The 18803-nt window shown below is 73.9% G+C and carries 19 protein-coding genes; 1 reads left to right on the top strand and 18 read right to left on the bottom strand.

The genetic code is table 11. From position 1 onward, the window contains the following. Nucleotides 1-2 precede the first annotated feature (2 nt). Genes ACZ6W9_RS02715 through fabG form a run of 15 tightly spaced genes read right to left on the bottom strand, consistent with a single transcriptional unit; the run spans nucleotide 3 to nucleotide 13506 of the window. A complete protein-coding gene (locus tag ACZ6W9_RS02715) occupies nucleotides 3-989 on the bottom strand; it encodes an ABC transporter ATP-binding protein (RefSeq protein WP_389959216.1) in 987 nt (328 codons plus the stop codon). After that, nucleotides 986-1996 (bottom strand): right-handed parallel beta-helix repeat-containing protein, encoded by a 1011-nt coding sequence (locus tag ACZ6W9_RS02710; protein WP_389959214.1) that lies wholly within the window; start codon nucleotides 1994-1996, stop codon nucleotides 986-988. Before ACZ6W9_RS02710 ends, ACZ6W9_RS02715 begins: the two co-directional genes overlap by 4 nt. Then, the gene (locus ACZ6W9_RS02705) at nucleotides 1993-2586 is read right to left on the bottom strand and encodes a 4'-phosphopantetheinyl transferase superfamily protein (RefSeq protein WP_389959211.1); all 594 of its coding nucleotides are present in this window, start codon (nucleotides 2584-2586) and stop codon (nucleotides 1993-1995) included. Before ACZ6W9_RS02705 ends, ACZ6W9_RS02710 begins: the two co-directional genes overlap by 4 nt. Beyond that, nucleotides 2583-3365 carry an alpha/beta fold hydrolase gene (locus tag ACZ6W9_RS02700; protein WP_389959208.1) on the bottom strand — a complete coding sequence of 261 codons (783 nt, stop codon included), beginning with the start codon at nucleotides 3363-3365 and terminating at the stop codon, nucleotides 2583-2585. The genes ACZ6W9_RS02705 and ACZ6W9_RS02700 overlap by 4 nt, the downstream gene beginning before the upstream one ends. A gap of 26 nt (nucleotides 3366-3391) precedes the next feature. Continuing rightward, the gene (locus ACZ6W9_RS02695) at nucleotides 3392-4243 is read right to left on the bottom strand and encodes an ester cyclase (RefSeq protein ID WP_470116603.1); all 852 of its coding nucleotides are present in this window, start codon (nucleotides 4241-4243) and stop codon (nucleotides 3392-3394) included. After that, on the bottom strand, nucleotides 4240-4692 hold the full coding sequence (locus ACZ6W9_RS02690; RefSeq protein ID WP_389959203.1) for a holo-ACP synthase: 453 nt from the start codon (nucleotides 4690-4692) through the stop codon (nucleotides 4240-4242). Before ACZ6W9_RS02690 ends, ACZ6W9_RS02695 begins: the two co-directional genes overlap by 4 nt. Next, nucleotides 4689-5594 (bottom strand): ACP S-malonyltransferase, encoded by a 906-nt coding sequence (locus tag ACZ6W9_RS02685; RefSeq protein WP_389959200.1) that lies wholly within the window; start codon nucleotides 5592-5594, stop codon nucleotides 4689-4691. The genes ACZ6W9_RS02690 and ACZ6W9_RS02685 overlap by 4 nt, the downstream gene beginning before the upstream one ends. A gap of 24 nt (nucleotides 5595-5618) precedes the next feature. Further along, complete coding sequence (locus ACZ6W9_RS02680; protein ID WP_470116602.1) at nucleotides 5619-6488, bottom strand: alpha/beta fold hydrolase; 870 nt, start codon at nucleotides 6486-6488, stop codon at nucleotides 5619-5621. Then, nucleotides 6485-7732 (bottom strand): FAD-dependent oxidoreductase, encoded by a 1248-nt coding sequence (locus ACZ6W9_RS02675; protein ID WP_362942936.1) that lies wholly within the window; start codon nucleotides 7730-7732, stop codon nucleotides 6485-6487. Before ACZ6W9_RS02675 ends, ACZ6W9_RS02680 begins: the two co-directional genes overlap by 4 nt. Further along, nucleotides 7729-8457 carry a nitroreductase family protein gene (locus ACZ6W9_RS02670; RefSeq protein WP_362942939.1) on the bottom strand — a complete coding sequence of 243 codons (729 nt, stop codon included), beginning with the start codon at nucleotides 8455-8457 and terminating at the stop codon, nucleotides 7729-7731. Before ACZ6W9_RS02670 ends, ACZ6W9_RS02675 begins: the two co-directional genes overlap by 4 nt. Beyond that, complete coding sequence (locus ACZ6W9_RS02665; protein WP_470116601.1) at nucleotides 8454-10784, bottom strand: beta-ketoacyl synthase N-terminal-like domain-containing protein; 2331 nt, start codon at nucleotides 10782-10784, stop codon at nucleotides 8454-8456. Before ACZ6W9_RS02665 ends, ACZ6W9_RS02670 begins: the two co-directional genes overlap by 4 nt. A gap of 43 nt (nucleotides 10785-10827) precedes the next feature. After that, a complete protein-coding gene (locus ACZ6W9_RS02660) occupies nucleotides 10828-11898 on the bottom strand; it encodes an aminomethyl transferase family protein (RefSeq protein WP_362942945.1) in 1071 nt (356 codons plus the stop codon). 2 nt (nucleotides 11899-11900) lie between these two features. Beyond that, nucleotides 11901-12446, bottom strand: coding sequence for a 3-hydroxyacyl-ACP dehydratase FabZ (fabZ, locus tag ACZ6W9_RS02655; RefSeq protein WP_389959186.1), 546 nt, complete (start codon nucleotides 12444-12446; stop codon nucleotides 11901-11903). Then, on the bottom strand, nucleotides 12443-12736 hold the full coding sequence (locus ACZ6W9_RS02650; protein ID WP_362942951.1) for an acyl carrier protein: 294 nt from the start codon (nucleotides 12734-12736) through the stop codon (nucleotides 12443-12445). The genes fabZ and ACZ6W9_RS02650 overlap by 4 nt, the downstream gene beginning before the upstream one ends. Before the next feature lie 20 nt (nucleotides 12737-12756). Continuing rightward, the gene (gene fabG, locus ACZ6W9_RS02645) at nucleotides 12757-13506 is read right to left on the bottom strand and encodes a 3-oxoacyl-ACP reductase FabG (protein WP_362942954.1); all 750 of its coding nucleotides are present in this window, start codon (nucleotides 13504-13506) and stop codon (nucleotides 12757-12759) included. Nucleotides 13507-13649: 143 nt separating this feature from the next. Here fabG and ACZ6W9_RS02640 point away from each other — a divergent pair, with 143 nt between their 5' ends. Next, nucleotides 13650-15320: an FAD-dependent monooxygenase gene (locus ACZ6W9_RS02640; RefSeq protein ID WP_389959181.1), complete on the top strand. Its 1671-nt coding sequence runs from the start codon at nucleotides 13650-13652 to the stop codon at nucleotides 15318-15320. Nucleotides 15321-15503: 183 nt separating this feature from the next. Here the strand turns inward: ACZ6W9_RS02640 and ACZ6W9_RS02635 are convergent, their stop codons facing one another. The 3 genes from ACZ6W9_RS02635 to ACZ6W9_RS02625 all read right to left on the bottom strand — a co-directional run bounded on the left by ACZ6W9_RS02635 (nucleotide 15504) and on the right by ACZ6W9_RS02625 (nucleotide 18649). Further along, nucleotides 15504-16967, bottom strand: coding sequence for an AfsR/SARP family transcriptional regulator (locus tag ACZ6W9_RS02635; RefSeq protein WP_389959178.1), 1464 nt, complete (start codon nucleotides 16965-16967; stop codon nucleotides 15504-15506). Between the two features lie 401 nt (nucleotides 16968-17368). After that, entirely contained in the window at nucleotides 17369-17929 is a 561-nt protein-coding gene (locus tag ACZ6W9_RS02630; RefSeq protein ID WP_470116600.1) for a dTDP-4-dehydrorhamnose 3,5-epimerase family protein, read from the bottom strand. Nucleotides 17930-17962: 33 nt separating this feature from the next. Further along, a complete protein-coding gene (locus tag ACZ6W9_RS02625; protein WP_389959173.1) occupies nucleotides 17963-18649 on the bottom strand; it encodes a 4'-phosphopantetheinyl transferase family protein in 687 nt (228 codons plus the stop codon). Between the last annotated feature and the right edge of the window lie 154 nt (nucleotides 18650-18803).

Genomic DNA, 18803 nt, shown 5'->3' with positions numbered 1-18803 from the left:
GGTCAGTCCCGCAGGGTGGAGCCGGTCAGGTGCAGGAACGTGGCCTCCAGGTCGGGCTCGATGACCTGGGCGGCCGTCACGGTGGAGCAGCCGTCCACGGCGGTGATGAGCGCGGGGAGCAGGTGCCGCCCGTCCTCGGCGAGCAGCCGGATCGACGTGTCGCCGGTCATGGCCGCCTCGATCACGCCCTCGACCGCGCGCAGCTTGGCCAGTGCCGTCTCCATGTCACCCTCCAGCGACAACTCCACCTTGTCGGCGCCGCCGACCAGTGCGATCAGTTCGCGCCGGGTGCCCTCGGCGATGATCCGGCCGTGGTCGATGATCGCCACCCGGTCGCAGACCCGCTCGACCTCCTCCATGTAGTGGGAGGTGTACAGCAGCGACATGCCCTCGCCGACCAGGCGTTCGACGCCGTCCAGGATCGCCTTGCGGCTCTGCGGGTCCACGCCCACGGTGGGCTCGTCCAGGATCAGCACCTCGGGCCGGTGCAGCAGCGCGGCCCCGATGTTGATGCGCCGCTTCATGCCCCCCGAGTACGTCTTGAGCCTGCTGTCGGCGCGGCCCGTCAGCCCCACCAGGTCGAGCACCTCGTCGATGCGCCCGGCCAGCTCGCGGCGGGGCAGGCCGAACAGCCGGCCGAAGAAGCGCAGGTTCTCGCGGCCGGTCAGCTCCGGGTAGAGGGCGATCTCCTGCGGGACGTACCCGATCCCGGCCTTGGCGCGCATGGGGTCGTCGGCCAGGTCCACGCCGCGTACGCGCACGTGACCGGTGTCGGGACGGAGCAGGCCGACGAGCATGGAGATCGTGGTGGTCTTGCCCGCGCCGTTGGGGCCGAGCAGCCCGTACGCCTCGCCGGGCGCGATGTCGAAGCCGACGTCCCGGACGGCGTGGACGTCGCCGTAGCGTTTGCCCAGGCCGTGGCAGGACAGCGCGGGCGGCGTGGCCAGGGTGGACGGCGTGGGCGCGGTCGCCGGCGTGGGCCCGGTCATATCGCCCAGCCCCGCGCGTCGGCCGGGTCGCCCTTGTCGGCGGTGTTGGCGGCGGACACCTGGCGGTCCGGGTCCACGCCGAGCTGGTAGTCCAGCGGGGTGTTGCCGTGCACGCGGTTCCACAGCACGTGGGTGTCCAGGGTGTCGTCACCGCCCCAGTCCTTGGACGAGCCCATGACGAAGGCCGCGCCCATGACAGACTCGCCGCCCGGGTGGTTGTCGTGGATGTGGTTGTCCACGACGCTGACCCGGCTCGTGCCGATCAGCGCGAGGCCGACGCCGGACATCGGCGGGCCCGCCGCGCCCAGGCCGTCCGGCCCGGCACCGGAGGCCAGGTCGTTGCCGTACAGGTCGTTGCCCGCCACCAGGCAGTCGGTGACGCCGCCCGGCGGCTCGCCCTCGTAGACCTGGTTGAGCAGGAGCACGCCGACCGCGTTGCCGTGGCAGGCGTTGCGCAGCACCCTGACGCCGGAGGAGTTGTCGACGAAGACGCCGAAGGCGTTGGCGCAGGACTCGTTGCCGGCCACCAGGTGGTCGGACAGGGGGCAGAAGCTGAGGGCGGCACCGCCGTACCGGCTGCCGCGGGCCCGGCAGTCCATGATCCGGCAGCCGGTGGACTCCCGCAGGTAGACACCCCAGACGTCGTTGTCCACGACCTCGACGCGACGCACCGTGACGCCGGCGACGGAGTGCGCGTAGACCCCCGCGCCGGAGAAGCCGCGCACCGTCAGCCCCTCGATCCGCACGTTCGAGAGGTTCTCGCCGTACACGGTGACGCCGTTGACCACGTCCCCGGCGGCGTCGTGCAGGGGCGGCGCCCCGGACGGCGTGACCTCGCCGGGCTCCAGGATCGTCCGGCCCGCGCCCGCCCCGGTGAGGGTCACGCCGGGGTGCCGGATCCAGACGCTCCCGGCGAAGACGCCCTCCGCCAGGGTGACGTGCGCGCCGGGACCGGCCTCGTCCAGCGCCCGCTGGATCGGCTCTCCCGGCTGGACGGTTCTCCTCATGACGGCATCCCTTCCTCCTGGGTGTGGACGGTCCGGGCGTAGACGACCGCCAGCGCCGCGAACAACCCCTGGCTCTCCCCCCACCGGGCGGCTCCCACGGGCACGCCGGGCCCGAGGCGGACGGCGGCGGCCCTGGCGCTGGCGCCGCGCACGGCGTAGGCGGCGCCACCGGTCAGGGACACCCCCGTGGCGTCGGCCAGTTCCGCCGCCGCCTCGTCCAGGAGGGCCGCGGCCCAGGCGGGCGGCCGATCGGGCAGCGCCTCGAAGTCGTGCCAGCTGAATCCGGCCGGGCGGACGCCGACCGCCTTGATCAGGCTCTCCTTGACGGAGAACGCCGCCACCCCCGGCCCCAGCGTCAGCTCGTCCGGCGTGCTGACGTGCCGGGCGAACACCTCGCCGCCGCGCGCCATCGCCCGTGCCAGCCGGTCGCACTCCACGATGTCCACCCCCATCAGCAGGGCTGGCGCGTCCGGCCGGCCCGCGGGCGGGCGGGCGGCACGTGACCGGGGAGCGGGCGGCGCGACGGCGGGCGGGGAGAGGAAGACGGCGAGCGCGTCCCCGCCGGCGACCGGGAGGGTCCGGGGGGTCATGTGAGGGCTCCGGCGCGGCGGGTGACGAAGCGTTCCAGGGCCGCGGTGTATCCCTCGGCGCACTCGACCATGGGGATGTGACCGCTGTCCTCGACGACCAGGACCTCCGCGTCCGGGCGGCCGGCCAGCACGTCCAGCCAGGGGGCGACGGGGGTCATGCGGTCGTGGCGGCCCCAGACGTACAGGGAGGGGCAGCGGACGCGATCCAGCGCGGGCCTCACCTGGTACCGGCGGGTGGCCTTGAGGCTGCGGGCCATGCTCACCATGGCCTCCGGCCGCTCCAGCAGGGCGCCCGCCTCGGCCATGCGCTCGGGGGCGAAGTGGCTGCGCCCACTGTGGAAGAGGGCGGCCACCATGCGCTCGCCGAAGTCGTCCCCGAAGGGCCGCACGCTGGCGCGCCGGTCGAAGCTCAGTCCCACGTCGGGGTCGGGGGTGAGGCCGGGGGCGCCGCTCACGACGATCCCCCGCACCCGGTCGGGACGGCGTCCCGCCAGGTCGATGGCCACCAGCCCGCCGAGCGAGTTGGCGCACACCACGGCGTCCTCGACGCCCGCGTCGTCGCAGGCCCGCAGCAGCGCGTCGCCGAGCCGTTCGATCGACCCGGCCACCTGGCGGTCGAGGGCGCAGATGGCCTCGTTCGTGCGCAGCACCGGCCACCCGTCCTCGGACAGCCGCCGGAAGGGGTGGTCCCAGATCCAGCCGCCGGCGAACAGCGCGGACATGAACACCACGGCCGGCCGGCGGTCACCGGGCCGGTGCTCGGCGGTGAATTCCAACATCGGGGTCTCCGATCGCTCGGCGGGTCTCACAGGGTCGGTGCGTCGCCGGGGGTCCAGCCGCACGGGCAGGCCGCGTCCGCGCCGGCCACGACGACCGCCGCGCAGCCGGGGCAGCGGGCGTAGTCGCGGGCGTGGATCGGCCGCCACACGCTGGTGTGGACGCGGGTGCACAGGCCGCTCTTGAAGAAGCGGCGCACGGCGCGCTGGTGGGGCCGGGCGTGGACGGCGCGCACGGACTCGGGCCGGTCGAAGGCGCTCAGCGTGTACTTGCGGTCGCCGATGTCGAACGTGGTCACGCCGAGGAAGCCGCGGGCCGCGCGCAGGGACTTGACGATCTCCACGCTGAGCAGGTCCACGTCGGCCGCCTCGGCGTCGTCGCGTACCTCAAGCCAGGTGAGGACGAGCGCGCCGGGGCGTTCGGTGCGGCCGGTGGCGGCGCGGGCGCTCACGCCGAACTCGCGCGTCCCGTCGGACTCGGGCACGAACCGCGCGCCGTAGCCGAGCCCCGCGGCCAGCGCCAGCCGGTCGAAGTCGCGCCGCACGTGCGCGCCGTCCGCGCCGACGGTCACCAGGTCGGTGCCGGTGACGGTGACGGCGCCGCCCGTGGCGGGGATGCCGAGGTAGGCGTCGCGGTGGTCGGCCGTGAGCGTCCAGGAGACGACGGCCGCGTCGGCGTCCCCGGCCACCCGCCCGGTCTCGAAGCGGAGGTTGCGGAAGCGCGCCAGCACGGCGGCGGCGTGCGCGGCCAGCGCCGGGCCGGCCAGCGTCCCGCCGGAGTCGGGGTCGGCATAGGAGGCGACCGCGGCGGCGACGGCCTCGGGGTCGCCGTCGCACCACGCCCGCAGGTGCTCCTCCGCGGTCTTCCTGGCGTCCGTCACCGGTCCTCCTCGTCCTCGGGGAGGCGGGGGGCGCGGAGGGCGACGGCGAGGGCGCGGCGCGAGGTGTGGCTGAGGGAGACCCGGATGCGGGCGCCGGGACCGTCGAGCCCGGCCAGCCGGCCGGTGAGGCGGACGGACGGGGGATGCATGTCGCGGCAGGCGGCGTCGCCGCGGCAGGCCGGGGTGGGCACGGGCAGCACCTCCACCTGGCCCAGGCGCTCGGCCGTGGGCCGCATGCCGAGCAGGCGCAGCACCGCGTGCTTGGCCGCGAGCCGTCCCGCCCAGTGCTGGAGGGTGCGCCCGTCGGCGGACCTGACCCGTTCGGCGGGCGTGAAGACCTCCTCCAGGGGCATCGCGCCGACCAGTTCGTGAGGTCGCGTGAACCCCTCGTACCCGACCACGGCGCTCCCCCAGCGGTTCGGCGTCACGCCGCCGCTCCGCCCGTTCACGCCGCCACCGTCTTGGCGAGGCGGCGGAGGGTGGCCGGGTCGGCCATGCTCAGGCACCGGGCCCCCGCGCGCCGGGACAGGCCGGCGAGCACCTTGCTGTCGCCCACCTCCACGCCGGGTGCGACGGCCTCGACCGCGGCGACCGTACGCGTCCACAGGACACGGCCGGTGAGCTGTTCGATCAGGGCCTCCCGCAGCGTCCCGAGGTCGGTGGCCGGCTCGCCGGTGACGTTCGGCACGACGGGGACGCGCGGCTCACGCATCGGCGCCCTCCGTACGGCCTCGGCCCACTCCGGCACGGCCTCCGCCATCAGCGGCGAGTGGAAGGCGTTCCCCACCCGCAGGGTCACGATCTTGGTGGCGGTGACGGCGAGCGCGGCCAGCCGGTCGAGCGCGGGCGGCGTCCCCGAGACCACCACGTGCCCGGGCGCGTTCTCCAGCCCCACCACGACCGGCTCCCCCGGCTCGGACGCGGACGCGGCCAGGTCCTCCACCTCCTCGACGGGAAGTCCCATCACGGCCCGCATGCCGCCGATCCGCCCGACGCCGGCCATGAGCCGCGCGCGGATCGCGACCAGCCGCACCGTGTCGTCGAAGGTCAGCACCCCGGCCGCGTGCAGGGCGCTCAGCTCGCCCACGCTGTGCCCGGCCACGACGGCGGGCTCGTACCCCTCCTCCGTGAGGACGGCCAGCGCGGCCAGGTTGCAGGCCGTCACCGCCACCTGGGCGTGTTCGGTGGCGACCAGCCGCTCCTCGGGCCCGCGGGCGCACAGCGGGGAGATCGGCCGCGTCAGCAGCGCGTCGAACCGGTCCAGCCGCTCCCGGGCGGCGGGACGGCGGCGCAGCCACGCGCCCATCCCGACGCGGACGGTCCCCTGGCCGGGGAAGAGATAGCCGAGCATGCGATGCACACCTTTCCGGGGCGGCTAGAGGCGACGGCGCGGACGCCGTTCCTCGTGCGCGGGTTGTTCCGTGCCGAGGAAGCCGAGCAGCAGCTTGCTGACCTCGTCGGGGGCGTCGAGGGGCAGCCAGTGGCCGGCGTCCTCGACGCGCTCGTACCGCCAGGGGCCCTTGACGAACTTGCCGGAGGCGGACATGCCCTCCTCCAGCAGCGCCTTGTCCCCGGCGCCCCAGACGCCGAGCGTCGGCGCGAGCACGGGCGGGAAGGGGCGGGCCGGACGCAGCTCGGCGGCCGGCGAGCGGTTGGCGCGGTACCAGTTGAGCCCCGCGGTCAGCGCGCCGGGCCTGGCCAGGTCGCGCAGGTAGCGGTCGTAGTCGCCGTCCCGGCCCATGATCTCCTTGAACAGCCGCCACCCGTTGCGCCGCAGCAGCTCCTCGCTCACGCCGGGGAACTGGTAGAAGAGCATGTACCAGGAGGCCGCGCGCTGCTCCAGCGACGGGGTGGCGAAGACGCCGGGGTGCCCGACCGAGAGCACCGCCAGGTGGTCGACGCGGCGGGGCATGAGGAAGGCGTACATCCAGGCGATGGCCGCGCCCCAGTCGTGGCCCACCAGGTGGGGCCGCTTGATGCCGAGTTTCATGGTGAGGGCCACGACGTCGTTGACGATGGTCTGCATGCCGTACGCCTCGACCTCCTGCGGCTTGCCGGAGTCGCCGAAGCCGCGCAGGTCGGGCGCGATGACCCGGAAGCCGCCCTCGACCAGGGCGGGGATCTGGTGCCGCCACAGGTAGGAGGAGTCGGGGAAGCCGTGCAGCAGGATGACGGCGTCACCCTCGCCCTCGTCCACGTAGGCCAGGTCCACGTCGTTGACGCGGACGAACTTCTTCTCCGTCATGCCGTCTCCCTGAACAGCCGTTCAGCGAAGAACTCGCTGAAGCCGAACTCCGGTACGTCCTCCGGGGCGACCATGTTGAGCAGCCCGGTCACCTGCGCGGCGAAGTTCTTCGCCATGAGCCTGCGCACCCGCCGCCGCCGCTCGACGGCCGCCGGCCCGAACTCGACGTGCAGCCTGCTGATGATGGAGGCTCCGAAGTGGAGCCGCTCCAGGCGGGAGTTCCGCTCCTCCACGTACGGGGCGAACGCCTCGGGCGACCAGTCGCCGGAGGCCAGCAGGATGTCGCAGACCGTGCGGGAGTCGCGCATCGCGCAGGACAGGCCGGTGCCGAGCACGGTGTCGGCGTTGCCCGCCTCGTCGCCGATCAGGATCACGCCCTCGAACACGGGCGACCTCTCGGGGAAGCTGGACACCGACGGCCACACCGACAGCGGCCCGGCCGGCACCGCCTCGGCGACCGCCTTGCCCCGGTCGGGCAGGCAGTCGAGCTCGAACGCGGCCAGGAACCGCTCCACGCCGCCCGGCCCCCGGTAGCGGTGCTTGTTGGCGACGGGGAAGTTCAGGTAGAGGCGGGCGCGGCCGTACCCCTGCGGGAAGACCATGAACATCACGTCGCCCTCGGTGCCCATGGCCTGCACGTCCGCCGGCCAGGAGTCCAGGCCCTCGACCATCATGCCGCCGCCCCAGTGGTGCATGGAGTTGCGCATGGTGGCGCCGACCTGGCGTCCGACGGTGTTGCCGCGCCCCGTCGCGCCGAGCACCATGCGGGGCCGCAGCTCGTGGTCGCCCTCGGGCGTCCGGTACGTCACCGCCGGCCGCGGCCCGGCGGTGACGCCGATCCTGGAGGCGTCCATGACGAGGCGCGCTCCGGAGGACACGGCCTGCTCGGCCATGAGCTCGCAGACGCTGTGGTGGGGGAAGGACAGCGGCCCGCCGATGCCCGGGATGAACCGGGTCATGTCCACGGCCTCGACCTCGTCCTCGGTGACGGCCTCGTCCCAGGTCATCCACTCGCGGATCTCCCAGCCGCCGCCGGCGGAGAAGCAGTCGTACACGCCCAGCCGCTGGGCCTCTCTGATCCCCCACGGCGCCAGCCACTCGCCGCGTACGAGGTCGTGGTAGGCGTCCTGCTTCTCCAGCAGCACCACCGACAGCCCGCCGGCGGCCAGCCTGCAGGCCGCCGACGCGCCGGAGATGCCGCCGCCGACGATCACGACGTCGGGGTCCTCGGGTCGTCGGGTCACGTCCCCCACCTCTCCCAGTAGGTGCGCTCCTTGGCGCTGTGGCGGTCGGCGGGACGGAAGTCGGTGCCGACCGTGTAGGCGACCGGGATCATGCACACCTGCGTGACCCCGGAGGGGATGCCGAGCAGTCGTCCCACGGCGCGTTCGTGGGGGACGTGCAGGCAGGTGATGGTGCTGCCGAGGCCCCGGCTGCGCAGGGCGAGCTGGAAGGACCAGACGGCCGGGAAGATCGAGCCGTAGAAGATGCTGGCCCGGGTCTCGCCGTGCTGGACCTCGTGGCCGGGGTCCTCGGAGACCTTGTCCGCCATGCGCTCGCGCCAGGCGGCGTTGATGGCCGCGACGTCCGGCGGGCGGCCCAGCACGCACGGGATGACAAGCGCGGGAACCCGGGCGATCGTCTCGGTGAGCGCCTGGGCGGAGTCGTGGTTGCGGCGGGCCTGCCGGTCGTTGCGGCGGCGTCCGGCCCTGACCCAGATGTCGTTGAGGTGGAACTGCCACGACGAGCGGATCATCTCGGCCAGCCGCGCCTTGACCGCGGGCTCGGTGACGACCAGCCACCGCCAGTTCTGGTGGTTGTTGGCGGTGGGCGCCTGGACGGCGACCTCCAGGCACTCCTCGACGACCTCGCGGGGGACGGGCCGCTCCAGGTCGAGGCGGCGGCGCACGGACCGGGTGGTGGTCAGCAGCCGGTCGGTCTCGGCCACGTCGAAGGGGGGCGCGCTCACAGGGCCTCCAGCAGTGTCGCGCCGCGCACCGAGCCGGGGGCCGCGGTGAGCGCCACCGCGCGGCGCACGGGGCCGGGGAGGTCCGGCTTGGTCACGTACGAGGCGAGATCACCGGCGCGGGGCGCGGTGAGCCCGGTCAGCGCGGGGGCGACCTGGTCGCGCAGGGCCAGGGCGGCCAGGACGATGTTCATGGCGCCGGTGGCCGCCTGGCAGTCTCCGGTCAGCCCGGCCGAGGCGGTCAGCAGCGCGCCCGGCAGGCGGGCGAGCACGGCGCCGGCCTCCGCGCCGTCCTCGGGCGCCCCGGCCCCGGCGCCGATCACCAGCTCCGCCGGTCCCGCCCCCGCCGGCGGCTCCGGCGTGCCGAGCGCCGTCAGGGCCCGGAGGACCGCCTCGGTGCCGGTGCCGGGGTCGGGGTCGGGGTCGGTGCCGGTGTCGGGGGTGTGGGCGGTGGCGGTCACCGTCGCGTACGCCCGGCCGCCGCGGCCCGCGCAGTGCTCGGCCGACTCGACGACGAAGGCCACGGCCGCCGACCCCGGCACGGGCGCGGGTGAGCCCTCGCCGTACGGGACCGGCGGATCCTCCGGCGGCGCGGACGCGGTCGTCTCGTCGGCGGCGACGATCAGGACCACCTCGGCCTTGCCCGCCCGGATCATCTCCAGCGCGCAGTCCAGGGCGATCGAGGCCGACGCGCCGCCGTTGCAGATCGTGGTGGTCGGCCCGCGCAGCCCGAGCGTCTGGCAGACCGCGCCTCCCGTGGCGTTCAGCACGACGTTGGAGAAGCTGAGCACGGCCGGCTTGTTCGGGTTGAGCGCGATGCTCTCGTCGAACCCGCCGGTGCTCTCCGCCGACCCGGCGGCGGTGGCGAACACCAGTCCCACGTCGTCCAGCGCCTTCCTGGGCAGTTTCAGCCCGGCGTCCTCCCAGGCCAGGCGGGAGGCGGCGATGGCCATGCGCGACAGGTGGTTCATGTGCCGCCACAGCGAGCGCGGCGCGTACGTGCGCCCGTCCAGCGACGGCGGCCTCCCGGGCTCCTGACGCCCGGCGGCGACCGCCTCGGCGACCTCGGCGATCCCGGCGCCGGCCCCGGTCACCGGCCCGAGGCCGGTGATCACGGCGGTACGGCGCGGCAGCGCGTCGTACGGGCGCGGGTCACGGGGCCGTGTCAGCACGAGGGAGACGTTGTTGCCGCCGAAGGCGTAGTTGTTGGAGACGACGGTGTCGATCGTCATCGGCCGCGCCGTATTGGGCACGAAGTCCAGGTCGCTCGCGGCCGGTTCGTCCTCGAAGCCGATCGTGGGCGGGGCGGCGCCGTGCTGGAGCGCCAGCACGCCGGCCACCGCCTCCACCGCGCCGGCCGCGCCCAGGGTGTGGCCGACGAACGACTTGATGCTGCTGGTGGGAACCTGCCCGGCACGTTCGCCGAAGACCAGGCGCATGACCTTGGCCTCCATGGCGTCGTTGGCGGGGGTGCCGGTGCCGTGGCCGCTGACGTAGTGGACGTCGGCGGGGGTGAGGCCGGCGTCGGCCAGGGCCCGCCGCACCGCGCTGGCCCCGCCGCGGCCGGTGGGGTCGGGGGCGGTGGCGTGGTAGGCGTCGGCGGACAGGCCGTACCCGGCCACCTCGGCCAGCGGGGTCGCGCCCCTGGCCAGCGCCAGGTCCAGCGGTTCCAGCAGCAGGAACGCCGCGCCCTCGCCCAGGTTGAGACCGTCGGAGCTGCTGTACGGGCGGCAGGGGCCGGTGCTCAGCGCCTGCAGTCCCGCGAAGCCCGCGTACGTGCCGAACAGCAGCGGGTCGACGCCGCCGGCCAGCACGGCGTCCGCCTCGCCGGTGAGGATCTTGTCCCTGGCCAGGCCGACCGCGTTGCCTCCGGCCGCGCAGGCGGTGGAGACCAGGACGCGCGGGCCGAGCAGCCCCAGCCGGTCGGCCACCACGTCGCCCGTGCGGTGCATAGGCTGGTAGCGCCCCGCCGCGTCGGGCGTCGCCTGGCACTTCCCGAGGATGATCCCGAACCGGCCGGCCGCGGGCCGGCCGGCCGTTCCCGTCCCCGGCGGGCCGGCGAGGCCGGCCTGTTCGAGCGCCTGACGGGCGGCGACGAGCGCGAGCCTGGCGGTCCGGTCGTCGTCGCGGTCGTCGTCCGGAAGCCGTTCGTCGATCCACGCGTCCGGCACCTGGCCCGCGTACCGGGCCGTGAAGACGGCGAACGCCTCGTCCTCGATGGGGGTGAGACCACCCTGGCCGGCGGTGAGCCGCCGCCAGAACTCGGCGGGGTCGCGACCGGCCGCGCAGATGATGCCCAGGCCGGTGACCACGACGGGCCGCAGCGCCATGCTTGCCCTCCTTAACTCGGCACCGGAACTCGGCACCGGCCGGTCAGATGATCGGAATGCTCCAGCTCTTGGGCACGATGTAGGGACTGGTCAGCGTGGTCACGGGCAGCCCGCCGACGCTGAGTTCGAGGCCCGCCGCGGCGAGGTCCCCCGACACGCGGGCCAGGCCGAGGGTGGCGTCGAGGCCGACGCTGTGCACGGCGTACACGACCTCGCCGATGTCCTCGCCGCCGGCCTGCACGCGGGTGCCCGGGGTGGGGACGCCGGAGCAGCCGGTGAAGCCGACCGTGCGCCGCCCGCCGCCGGCCTCGAACGCCTCCACCACCGCGTCCTTGCCGACGAAGCCGTCCTTGGTGATGTCCACGAGCCAGTTGGCGCCGATCTCGATGACGGACGCGCCGGGGGTGACCTCGTGGCGGGGCACGGGCTGGCGCACCTCCAGCATCGCGAGCTCCAGCGCCTCCAGCCCCGCCGCCTGCGCATGCTCCAGCGACCTGCGCCACAGGGCGGCGGCGGACTCGATGGGGACGATCATCTGGTAGCCGTACTCGCCGGTGAGGCCGGTACGGGCGAAGACGATCTCCACGTCGTCCCAGGCGGTGTCCACCACCGACTCGAACGGCAGCGACGCCAGCTCGGCGTCGATCAGCCGCCCGACCACGCCCCACGCGTACGGACCCTCCAGTCCGATGACGGTCAGGTCCCCGGAGCGGTCGGTGATCCGGACGTCGTCGTCCTCCTCCACCCGGGCCAGCAGGTGCTCGAGAAGACGGCCGCCGGCGCCGCAGGAGCTCTCCAGCAGCATCCCGTCCTCCCGCCCGAAGGCGAGGACCTGGTCCACGACCTGCCCGGCCTCGTCCAGGACGAGGCTCATCATGCAGCGATCGGAGGTGAGGTACTCCACGTCGCGGGCCAGCACGCGCTGCGCGAAGTCCACACCGCCGGATCCGGTGATCTCGATGAGGCCGTGCCCTCCGAGGTCCAGGACCACGGCACGGTCTCTGAGCACCCGGTACTCCTCCGCGAGTGACGAGAAACGCAGCGGCACGGTGGCATCACCCACCTCGCCGTACGCGGTGTCCTCCGGATGCTCGGTCGCGAGGACGCTTGCCATGATCACACCTTTCGCGCGGTACGTTGCGACGCCGGATCGGCGATCGTGAGGTTTCCTTCGGCGGCGACCTGGCCGTCCACCCGCGCCGACACGCGGAACTCGGCGAACCCGCCGGTGCCCGCGGTCCGTTCGGCGGTCAGGACGACCTGGTCTCCGGGGACGATCGGGCGGCGGAACCGCATCGACCTGACCCCGGCCAGGTAGCTGATCTCGCTGGCCCCCGCCAGGGCGAAGACCACCCCGCTGAGCTGGGCCATGGCCTCGACGATCACGACGCCGGGAAGCACCGCCTCGTTCGGGAAGTGCCCCTGGAACCACAGCTCGGTCCCCGCCACGTTCTTGGTGGCCGTGCCCTTGACCCCGGGCACCACGGAGCCGACCCGGTCCAGCAGCAGCATCGGCCACCGGTGGGGCAGCAGCTGCCGCACCTGGTCGTGGGAGAGCCGGACGACGGCGGGCGCCCTGCCCGGCTCCGCAGCCGGGAGCTCCGCGGCCGGAAGCTCCACAGCCGGGAGTTCCGTGACCGGAGCCGTCTCCGCGGTCGTCATGCGGAGACCGCCCGTAGCGCCGGGTTGACCTCTTCGGCCAGCCGCGACACCGAACCGAACCCCGCCATGTCGCTGTCATAGAGCGCCACGCCGAACTCGGCCTCGATGGCCACGTACAGTTCGAGCACGTCGAGGCTGTCCAGTTCGAGCCCGCGGCCGAACAGCGGCTGGTCGTCGGTGATCCAGTCAGGGTCGATCTCCAGGTCGAGCCGGGAGACGATCATCTTCTTGATCTGGGAGCACGTCTGCTGCCGTTCCGCGGCCCTGGCGCGCAGTTCGTCGATGGTCATGGAGGCCTTCCTTGTCTCGCTCAGCCGAGGCCGCCGCCATGCGCGACCACCACGGATCCGGACATGTACGACGCCTTGGCCGAGGCCAGGAAGCTCACGATGGACGCGATCTCCTCGGGACGGCCCATGCGGCCCAGGCGGATACGGGACTCGTACTGCTTCTTGAGGTCCGCGGGGACCTTGCGCGTCATGTCTGTGGCCACGAATCCGGGGCACACGACGTTGGCCCGCACCCCGTGGGGGGCGGCCTCGTTCGACAGCGCGTGGGTGAACGCGACGATCGCGCCCTTGGAGGCCACGTAGTTGGTCTGGCCGGGGAAGCCCCCGTCGAGCCCGCTGGAGGACGACAGCGTCACGATGGAGCCGCTGCGCTGGTGCTGCATCAGCCGCAGCGCCTCCCTGCAGCTCAGGAACGTGCCGATGAGGTTGGTCTCGATCGGCGCGCGGAACTGCTCCAGCCCCATCGCCACCAGGTAGCGGTCGGAGGTGATGCCGGCGCTGGTCACCAGCACGTCCAGGCGCCCGTGGTCGGCCCGCACACCACGGAACATGGCCCGTACGGCCTCCTCGTCCGTGACGTCGGCCTGGACCGCCGTCGCGCGGCCGCCCTCGTCCTCGATCCGCGCGACGACGTCCTTGGCATCACTCTCGGAGCGGGCGTAGTTGACGATGACCGTGGCGCCCTCACGGGCCAGGTCGAGCGCGACGGCCCGGCCGATTCCACGCGACCCGCCGGTCACCAGCGCCACGGCTCCCTGCGCAAACAGCATCACGGTCTCCAGGAATTCGGCAATCACCGGATCGACTTATCTGGATCTTCCGTGAATGAAACTACTGAGCAGGTGTATCACGTCTGTATCATGCGATTATCTCCGCATTGACCCGGCAATTCCGCTGCATAACGCTGGGCGGCATGAAAGAGCTCGACATCGAAGTCCTGGTGGTCGGCGGCGGACCGGTGGGACTCTGCGCCGCCATTGAGCTTTCCCGCCACGGAATATCGACCCTGCTGGTGGAACGCCACTCCGGAACGTCGGTTTTCCCGAAGGCGCGGCTCATCACCACCAGGACCATGGAACTCTTCCGCGCGTGGGGGATCCAGGACGAGGTGGAGAGCGTGGGGATGCCGCGCGAGGAGTACCTCGCGGTGGGCGTGGGCAGCTCGCTGGCGGCCGGCGACTTCGTCCGCGCCGCGGCCGAGCTGGAGCGCGACACCCCGCAGAGCCCCACCTACACCTACCTGTGCGCGCAGGACGTGCTGGAGGTCGTCCTGCGCCGGCTGGCCAGGGCGCCGGCGTCGTCGGTTTCGTCGGCGACGCCGGCCGAGGTGCGCTTCGGCGCCGCCATGACCCGCATGACCGTGACGGACTCCGGCGTGGAGGCGCTGGTCGAGGGCCCCGAGCCCACGCTGGTGCGGTGCCGCTACCTGGTGGCCGCGGACGGCAGCCGCAGCGGGATCCGCGAGTCGCTGGGCATCGCCACCGAGGGACCGCCTCCGCTGGGCCACATGATCAGCATCATGTTCGAGGCCGACCTGGGCTTCCTGCCCGCCGACCGCCGGGCCGCGCTGTCCTTCCTGACCGACCCGCCGTGCGCCGTGGAGGCCGTGGACCACGGGCTGCGCTGGATGGTGCAGACGGGGTACGACCCGGAGAGGGGCGGCAGCCCCGAGGACTTCACCGAGGAGGTGTGCCTGCGCGCCGTACGGGCCGCCGTGGGGGTGCCCGATCTGCCGGTCACGCTCCTGGGCGTCATGCCGTGGCTGCAGCAGGCACGCGTCGCCACCGCCTTCCGCGCGGGCCCGGTCTTCCTGGCCGGCGACGCCGCCCACGTCGCGACCCCGCAGGGCGGTTTCGGCATGAACTGCGGCATCCAGGACGCGCACAACCTGGTCTGGAAGCTGGCCGCCGTCCTGCGCGGGGAGGCGGGCGAGGGGCTGCTGGACACGTACGAGGCCGAACGCCGCCCGATCGCCGCCCGCACGGTGGACGAGAGCCTGACCAACGCCCTGATCACCCGGCAGATGATGGGGGGCCTGCTGCCCATGGACGAGGCCCTCCGGCGGCAGGCGGACCGGCGCAGCTCGGAGGGCCTGGTCCTGGGCCACCACTACGACTCGTCCGCCGTCGTCCCCGACGGCACGCCGCCCCCCGCGGTGGAGGACCCCTACCGCGACTACGTCCCCACGGCCCGCCCCGGCCACCGCGCCCCGCACGTGTGGCTGACCGGCGAGGACGGCCGGATCTCCACGCTCGACCTCCTCGGCCCGCGCTTCACCCTGCTGACGCCGGCGGGCAGCGGCTGGCTCCGGGCGTCGGCCGGCCTCCCGGCGCGGGGGGCGTCGGGAGGTCTCCCGGTGCGGGGGCCGTCGCCCGGCCTCCCGGTGCGGGCGGTGGAGATCGCCGAGACGGGCGGGGCCGCCGCCCTCACCTCTCCCACCTGGGCGAAGGAGTACGGGCTCGGCCCGCGCGGCGCGGTCCTCGTCCGCCCCGACGGCCACGTGGCCTGGCGCGTCCGCGACGACGACCCCTCCCCCGGCGCCCTGGGGACGGCCCTCGCCACCGTCCTCGCGAGGCGCCGCTGAGGGAAGGCACCGCTGAGGGAAGGCACCGCTGAGGGAAGGCGTCACCGAGGGAGGGCATCGCTGAGGGAAGGCGCCGCCGGGGGAACGCGTCACCGAGGGAGGGGGCATCACCCAGGGGGAGGGCGGAACCGAGAGAGGACACGCCAGGGAGGGCGGAGCCGGGGCAGGGTGCCGCCGGGGAGGTCACGCGGCGGGCTGTCCCGCCCTCCCCACCCGGCCCTCCTGAGCCGGGGTCACGTCACGTGAGCGGAGGCGGGCGACCGCCAGCCGCAGCGAGAGGGGGTTCCCGCGGGAGGTGGCCACGAGCTCGCGCACCTCCTGCGCGGACGTGGGCCCGGCCAGCAGGCCGACGAGCTCCCGCGCCGCGTCCTCGGGCAGCGGCCGCAGGAACACGCGGTGCGCGCCCTGCCGGGCCACCAGGTCGTCCAGGGGGTCCCCGGCGGTGACGAGCACGCGGCAGTGCGCGCCGCCCGGCAGCAGGGCGAGCACCTGGTCGCTGTCACGGGCGTTGTCCAGCACCACCAGCACCCTCCGCCGGGCCGTGAAGCTCCGGTAGAGCGCGAGCTTCTCGTCGGGGTCGCAGGGGAGGTCCTGGGCGGGAACGCCCAGCGCGCGCAGGAACCGGTCGAGCACGGCGTCCGGGCCGGCGCCGGCCAGGTCGGCGTAGAGCTGCCCGTCGGGGAAGGCGTCCAGCCGGGCGTGGGCCCAGCGCACCGCCAGCGTGGTCTTCCCCACGTCGCCGCGGCCGCTGATGACCACGGTGGCCGGCGCGGCGTCCCCGAGCAGGGAGGCGTCCAGCGCGGCCAGTTCCTTCTCCCGCCCCACGAACGGCAGGACCTGCGGCGGCAGCTGGCAGGGAGGCATCGTCGCGACGGGCGGGGGGACGGCGCGGGCACGGGGCCGCATCAGCGCGGACTCGTCCCTGAGGATCTGCTCGTGCAGCCGCCGCAGCACCGGCCCCGGTTCGAGACCGATCTGCTCCAGCAGGTAGCGGCGCGTCTCCTGGTACGTGCGCAGCGCCTCGGCCCGCCGTCCCGCGCGGTACTGGGCCAGCATGAGCTGTGCCCGCACCCGCTCGCGGAACGGCGACTCGGCCACCAGCGCCACGAGCTCGGGGATCACCTGGTGGTGGCGTCCCAGCTCGATCTCCAGCTCCAGGCGGGTCTCCAGCGCCTCCAGCCGCGACTCCTCCATCCACGCCACGTCGTACCGAAGCCCCCGGATGTCCCCGAACGGCCTGCCCCGCCACAGCGCCAGCGCCTCCCGCAGCAGCAGGACGGCCTCCTCGGCCGAGCCCAGACTGACCAGTGCGCGCGACCGGTCGACCATGGAGGTGAACCTCAGCCAGTCGATGCTGTCGGGCTCGGCCCGCAGCAGGTAGCCGGGGCTGGAGGTCTTGATGACCCCGGCCCCCAGCGTACGGCGCAGCCGCGACACGCAGATGGCCACCTGCCGCCACGCGCTCGGCGGCGCGGACCCGGCCCACACGGCCTCGATCAGCCGTTCCACGCTCATCACCCGGTTGGCGTTGAGCAGCAGGCAGGCCAGGATGACCTGCTCCCGGCTGGCGTTCATGAACAGCTCGACGCCGTCCCTGACCACCTTGACCGGGCCGAGCACGCGGAACTCGAAAGCGGAGATCTCCATCACACCGCCCGTCGCGTCGATTCGGCGACCACGGCCGGAACGGGAATCACATCACCGCGGTCGGAATGCAAGATGAAAAGACAATGCCCCGTCATATCAAAGTCTTTCGGTTCATAAGCACTGTCACCCACCGCCCACGGTAGGGAGGGCGGATATCAGGCGTCATCCCCTATCCGTCCCCTCAAGCGCGCCGTCTCCCCTAGGGGCTTCACGCCGGGGAAGGCCGCGTTTCACCCATGGCCGTTCCCGCTCGTGGCCGGGATCGTCCTTTCCGAGTACGCGGCCGTTCCCGCTCGTGGCCGGGACCGTTCTTTCCGGATACGCGACCGGACCCGCAGGCGCCGTGAACGCCGTGAACGCCGTGGAGGCCGCGGAGGCCGCGGAGGCCGCGTGCCGCCGGCTCAGTAGCGGGGCAGCAGGCCGCGGGCCGCCGCCTCGGCCAGGGTGGGCGCCCGCCGGTCGCGGTCCGACACCAGCGGGGACTCGACCGGCAGGGGCAGCCCCAGTTCGCGGTCGAAGTACGACAGCGCGAGCTCGTGCTCCCCGCGGTGCTCCCTCGACAGGAGGTGGCACATCACCGTGCCGTCCTCCAGCGCGGTGAACGCGTGCCCGACCCCGGGCGGCAGGTAGACCGCCTCCCCGCCGTCGCCGCTCAGCTCGACCGCCTCCCACCGCCCGAACGTGGGCGAGCCCGCCCGCAGGTCCACGGCGACGTCCAGGGCCCGTCCCGCGGCGCAGTGGACGTACCTGGCGGTGCCGGGCGGCGTCAGCGTGTAGTGCACGCCGCGGACCACGCCGCGCCGGGACACGCTCCTGCCGATCTCCGCCACGGGGAACGGCCGCCCCACCGCCGCGGTGAACACGCTCTCCCGGTACGGGGAGACGGAGCCGCCCCGGGCGTCGGGGAGGACCTCGGGGACGAACGCGTACGCGCCCGTCACGGCCAGCTCGCGGTACTCCATGTCAGGCCCGTGCCGCGCGGGCCCCGGGCCCGGTCATGCCGCCGCGCCTTCCGCGGATCCCCCGGCCCGGGCGGCGGTCATGACGACCGCCGTGAGCACCAGCCCGTTGCCGGACGTCCAGCGCCCCGCGAACCCGCTCAGCGGTCTCCCCTGCCAGCGCAGCCCGGCCACCAGCAGCCGGGCCTCGAACGTGCCCCGCAGCGGATCCAGGACGATCACCGCGTCCTGGAAGTCCAGCCAGCGCCAGGCCAGCGGATACCACGCCTTGTAGACCGACTCCTTGGCGCTGAACAGGATGCGGTCCCAGCTCGGGCCCGGGTGGTCGGCGGCCAGCCGGCGCAGCATCCGGCGCTCCTGGGGAAGCGAGACGGCCTCCAGCACCCCGGGCGGCAGCGGCCCGTCGGGCTCGGCGTCGATGCCGATGGCGGCGGGCGCCGCGCCGACCGCGGCGGCGCGGTAGCCGGCGCAGTGGGTGATGCTGCCGACCACGCCGGGGGGCCAGACGGGCTCGCCGTAGGCGCCGGACAGCACGGGGACGGGGGGCACGCCCAGGAGTTCCATGGCGCGGTGCACGCAGTGGCGGGCGGTGGTGAACTCCCTGCGCCGTTTCTCCACGGCGTTCCGGACCAGATCGGCCTCTTCGGGGAAGAGCACGACGCCGGGCGGGTCGGTGAAGGCATGGAAGGACACGACAGTGTCGGGAAGAATCTCCTCGATCACCCCGCGCCTCCTCTCGTCCGCCCTCCGTCGCACAGTAACCAGGCACGGCATTTCCCGAAAAGGGCTGCGCGGAGTATCAGTGGGGACGGCCCGGAAAACAGGGGTTCGACTAGGGGTCCGGCGCACCCGCCCACCCCTCGACCTGCCCTCCCGC

The organism is Streptosporangium sp. NPDC053982, from assembly GCF_055585205.1.
This window is presented reverse-complemented; position numbering and strand designations above follow the sequence as displayed.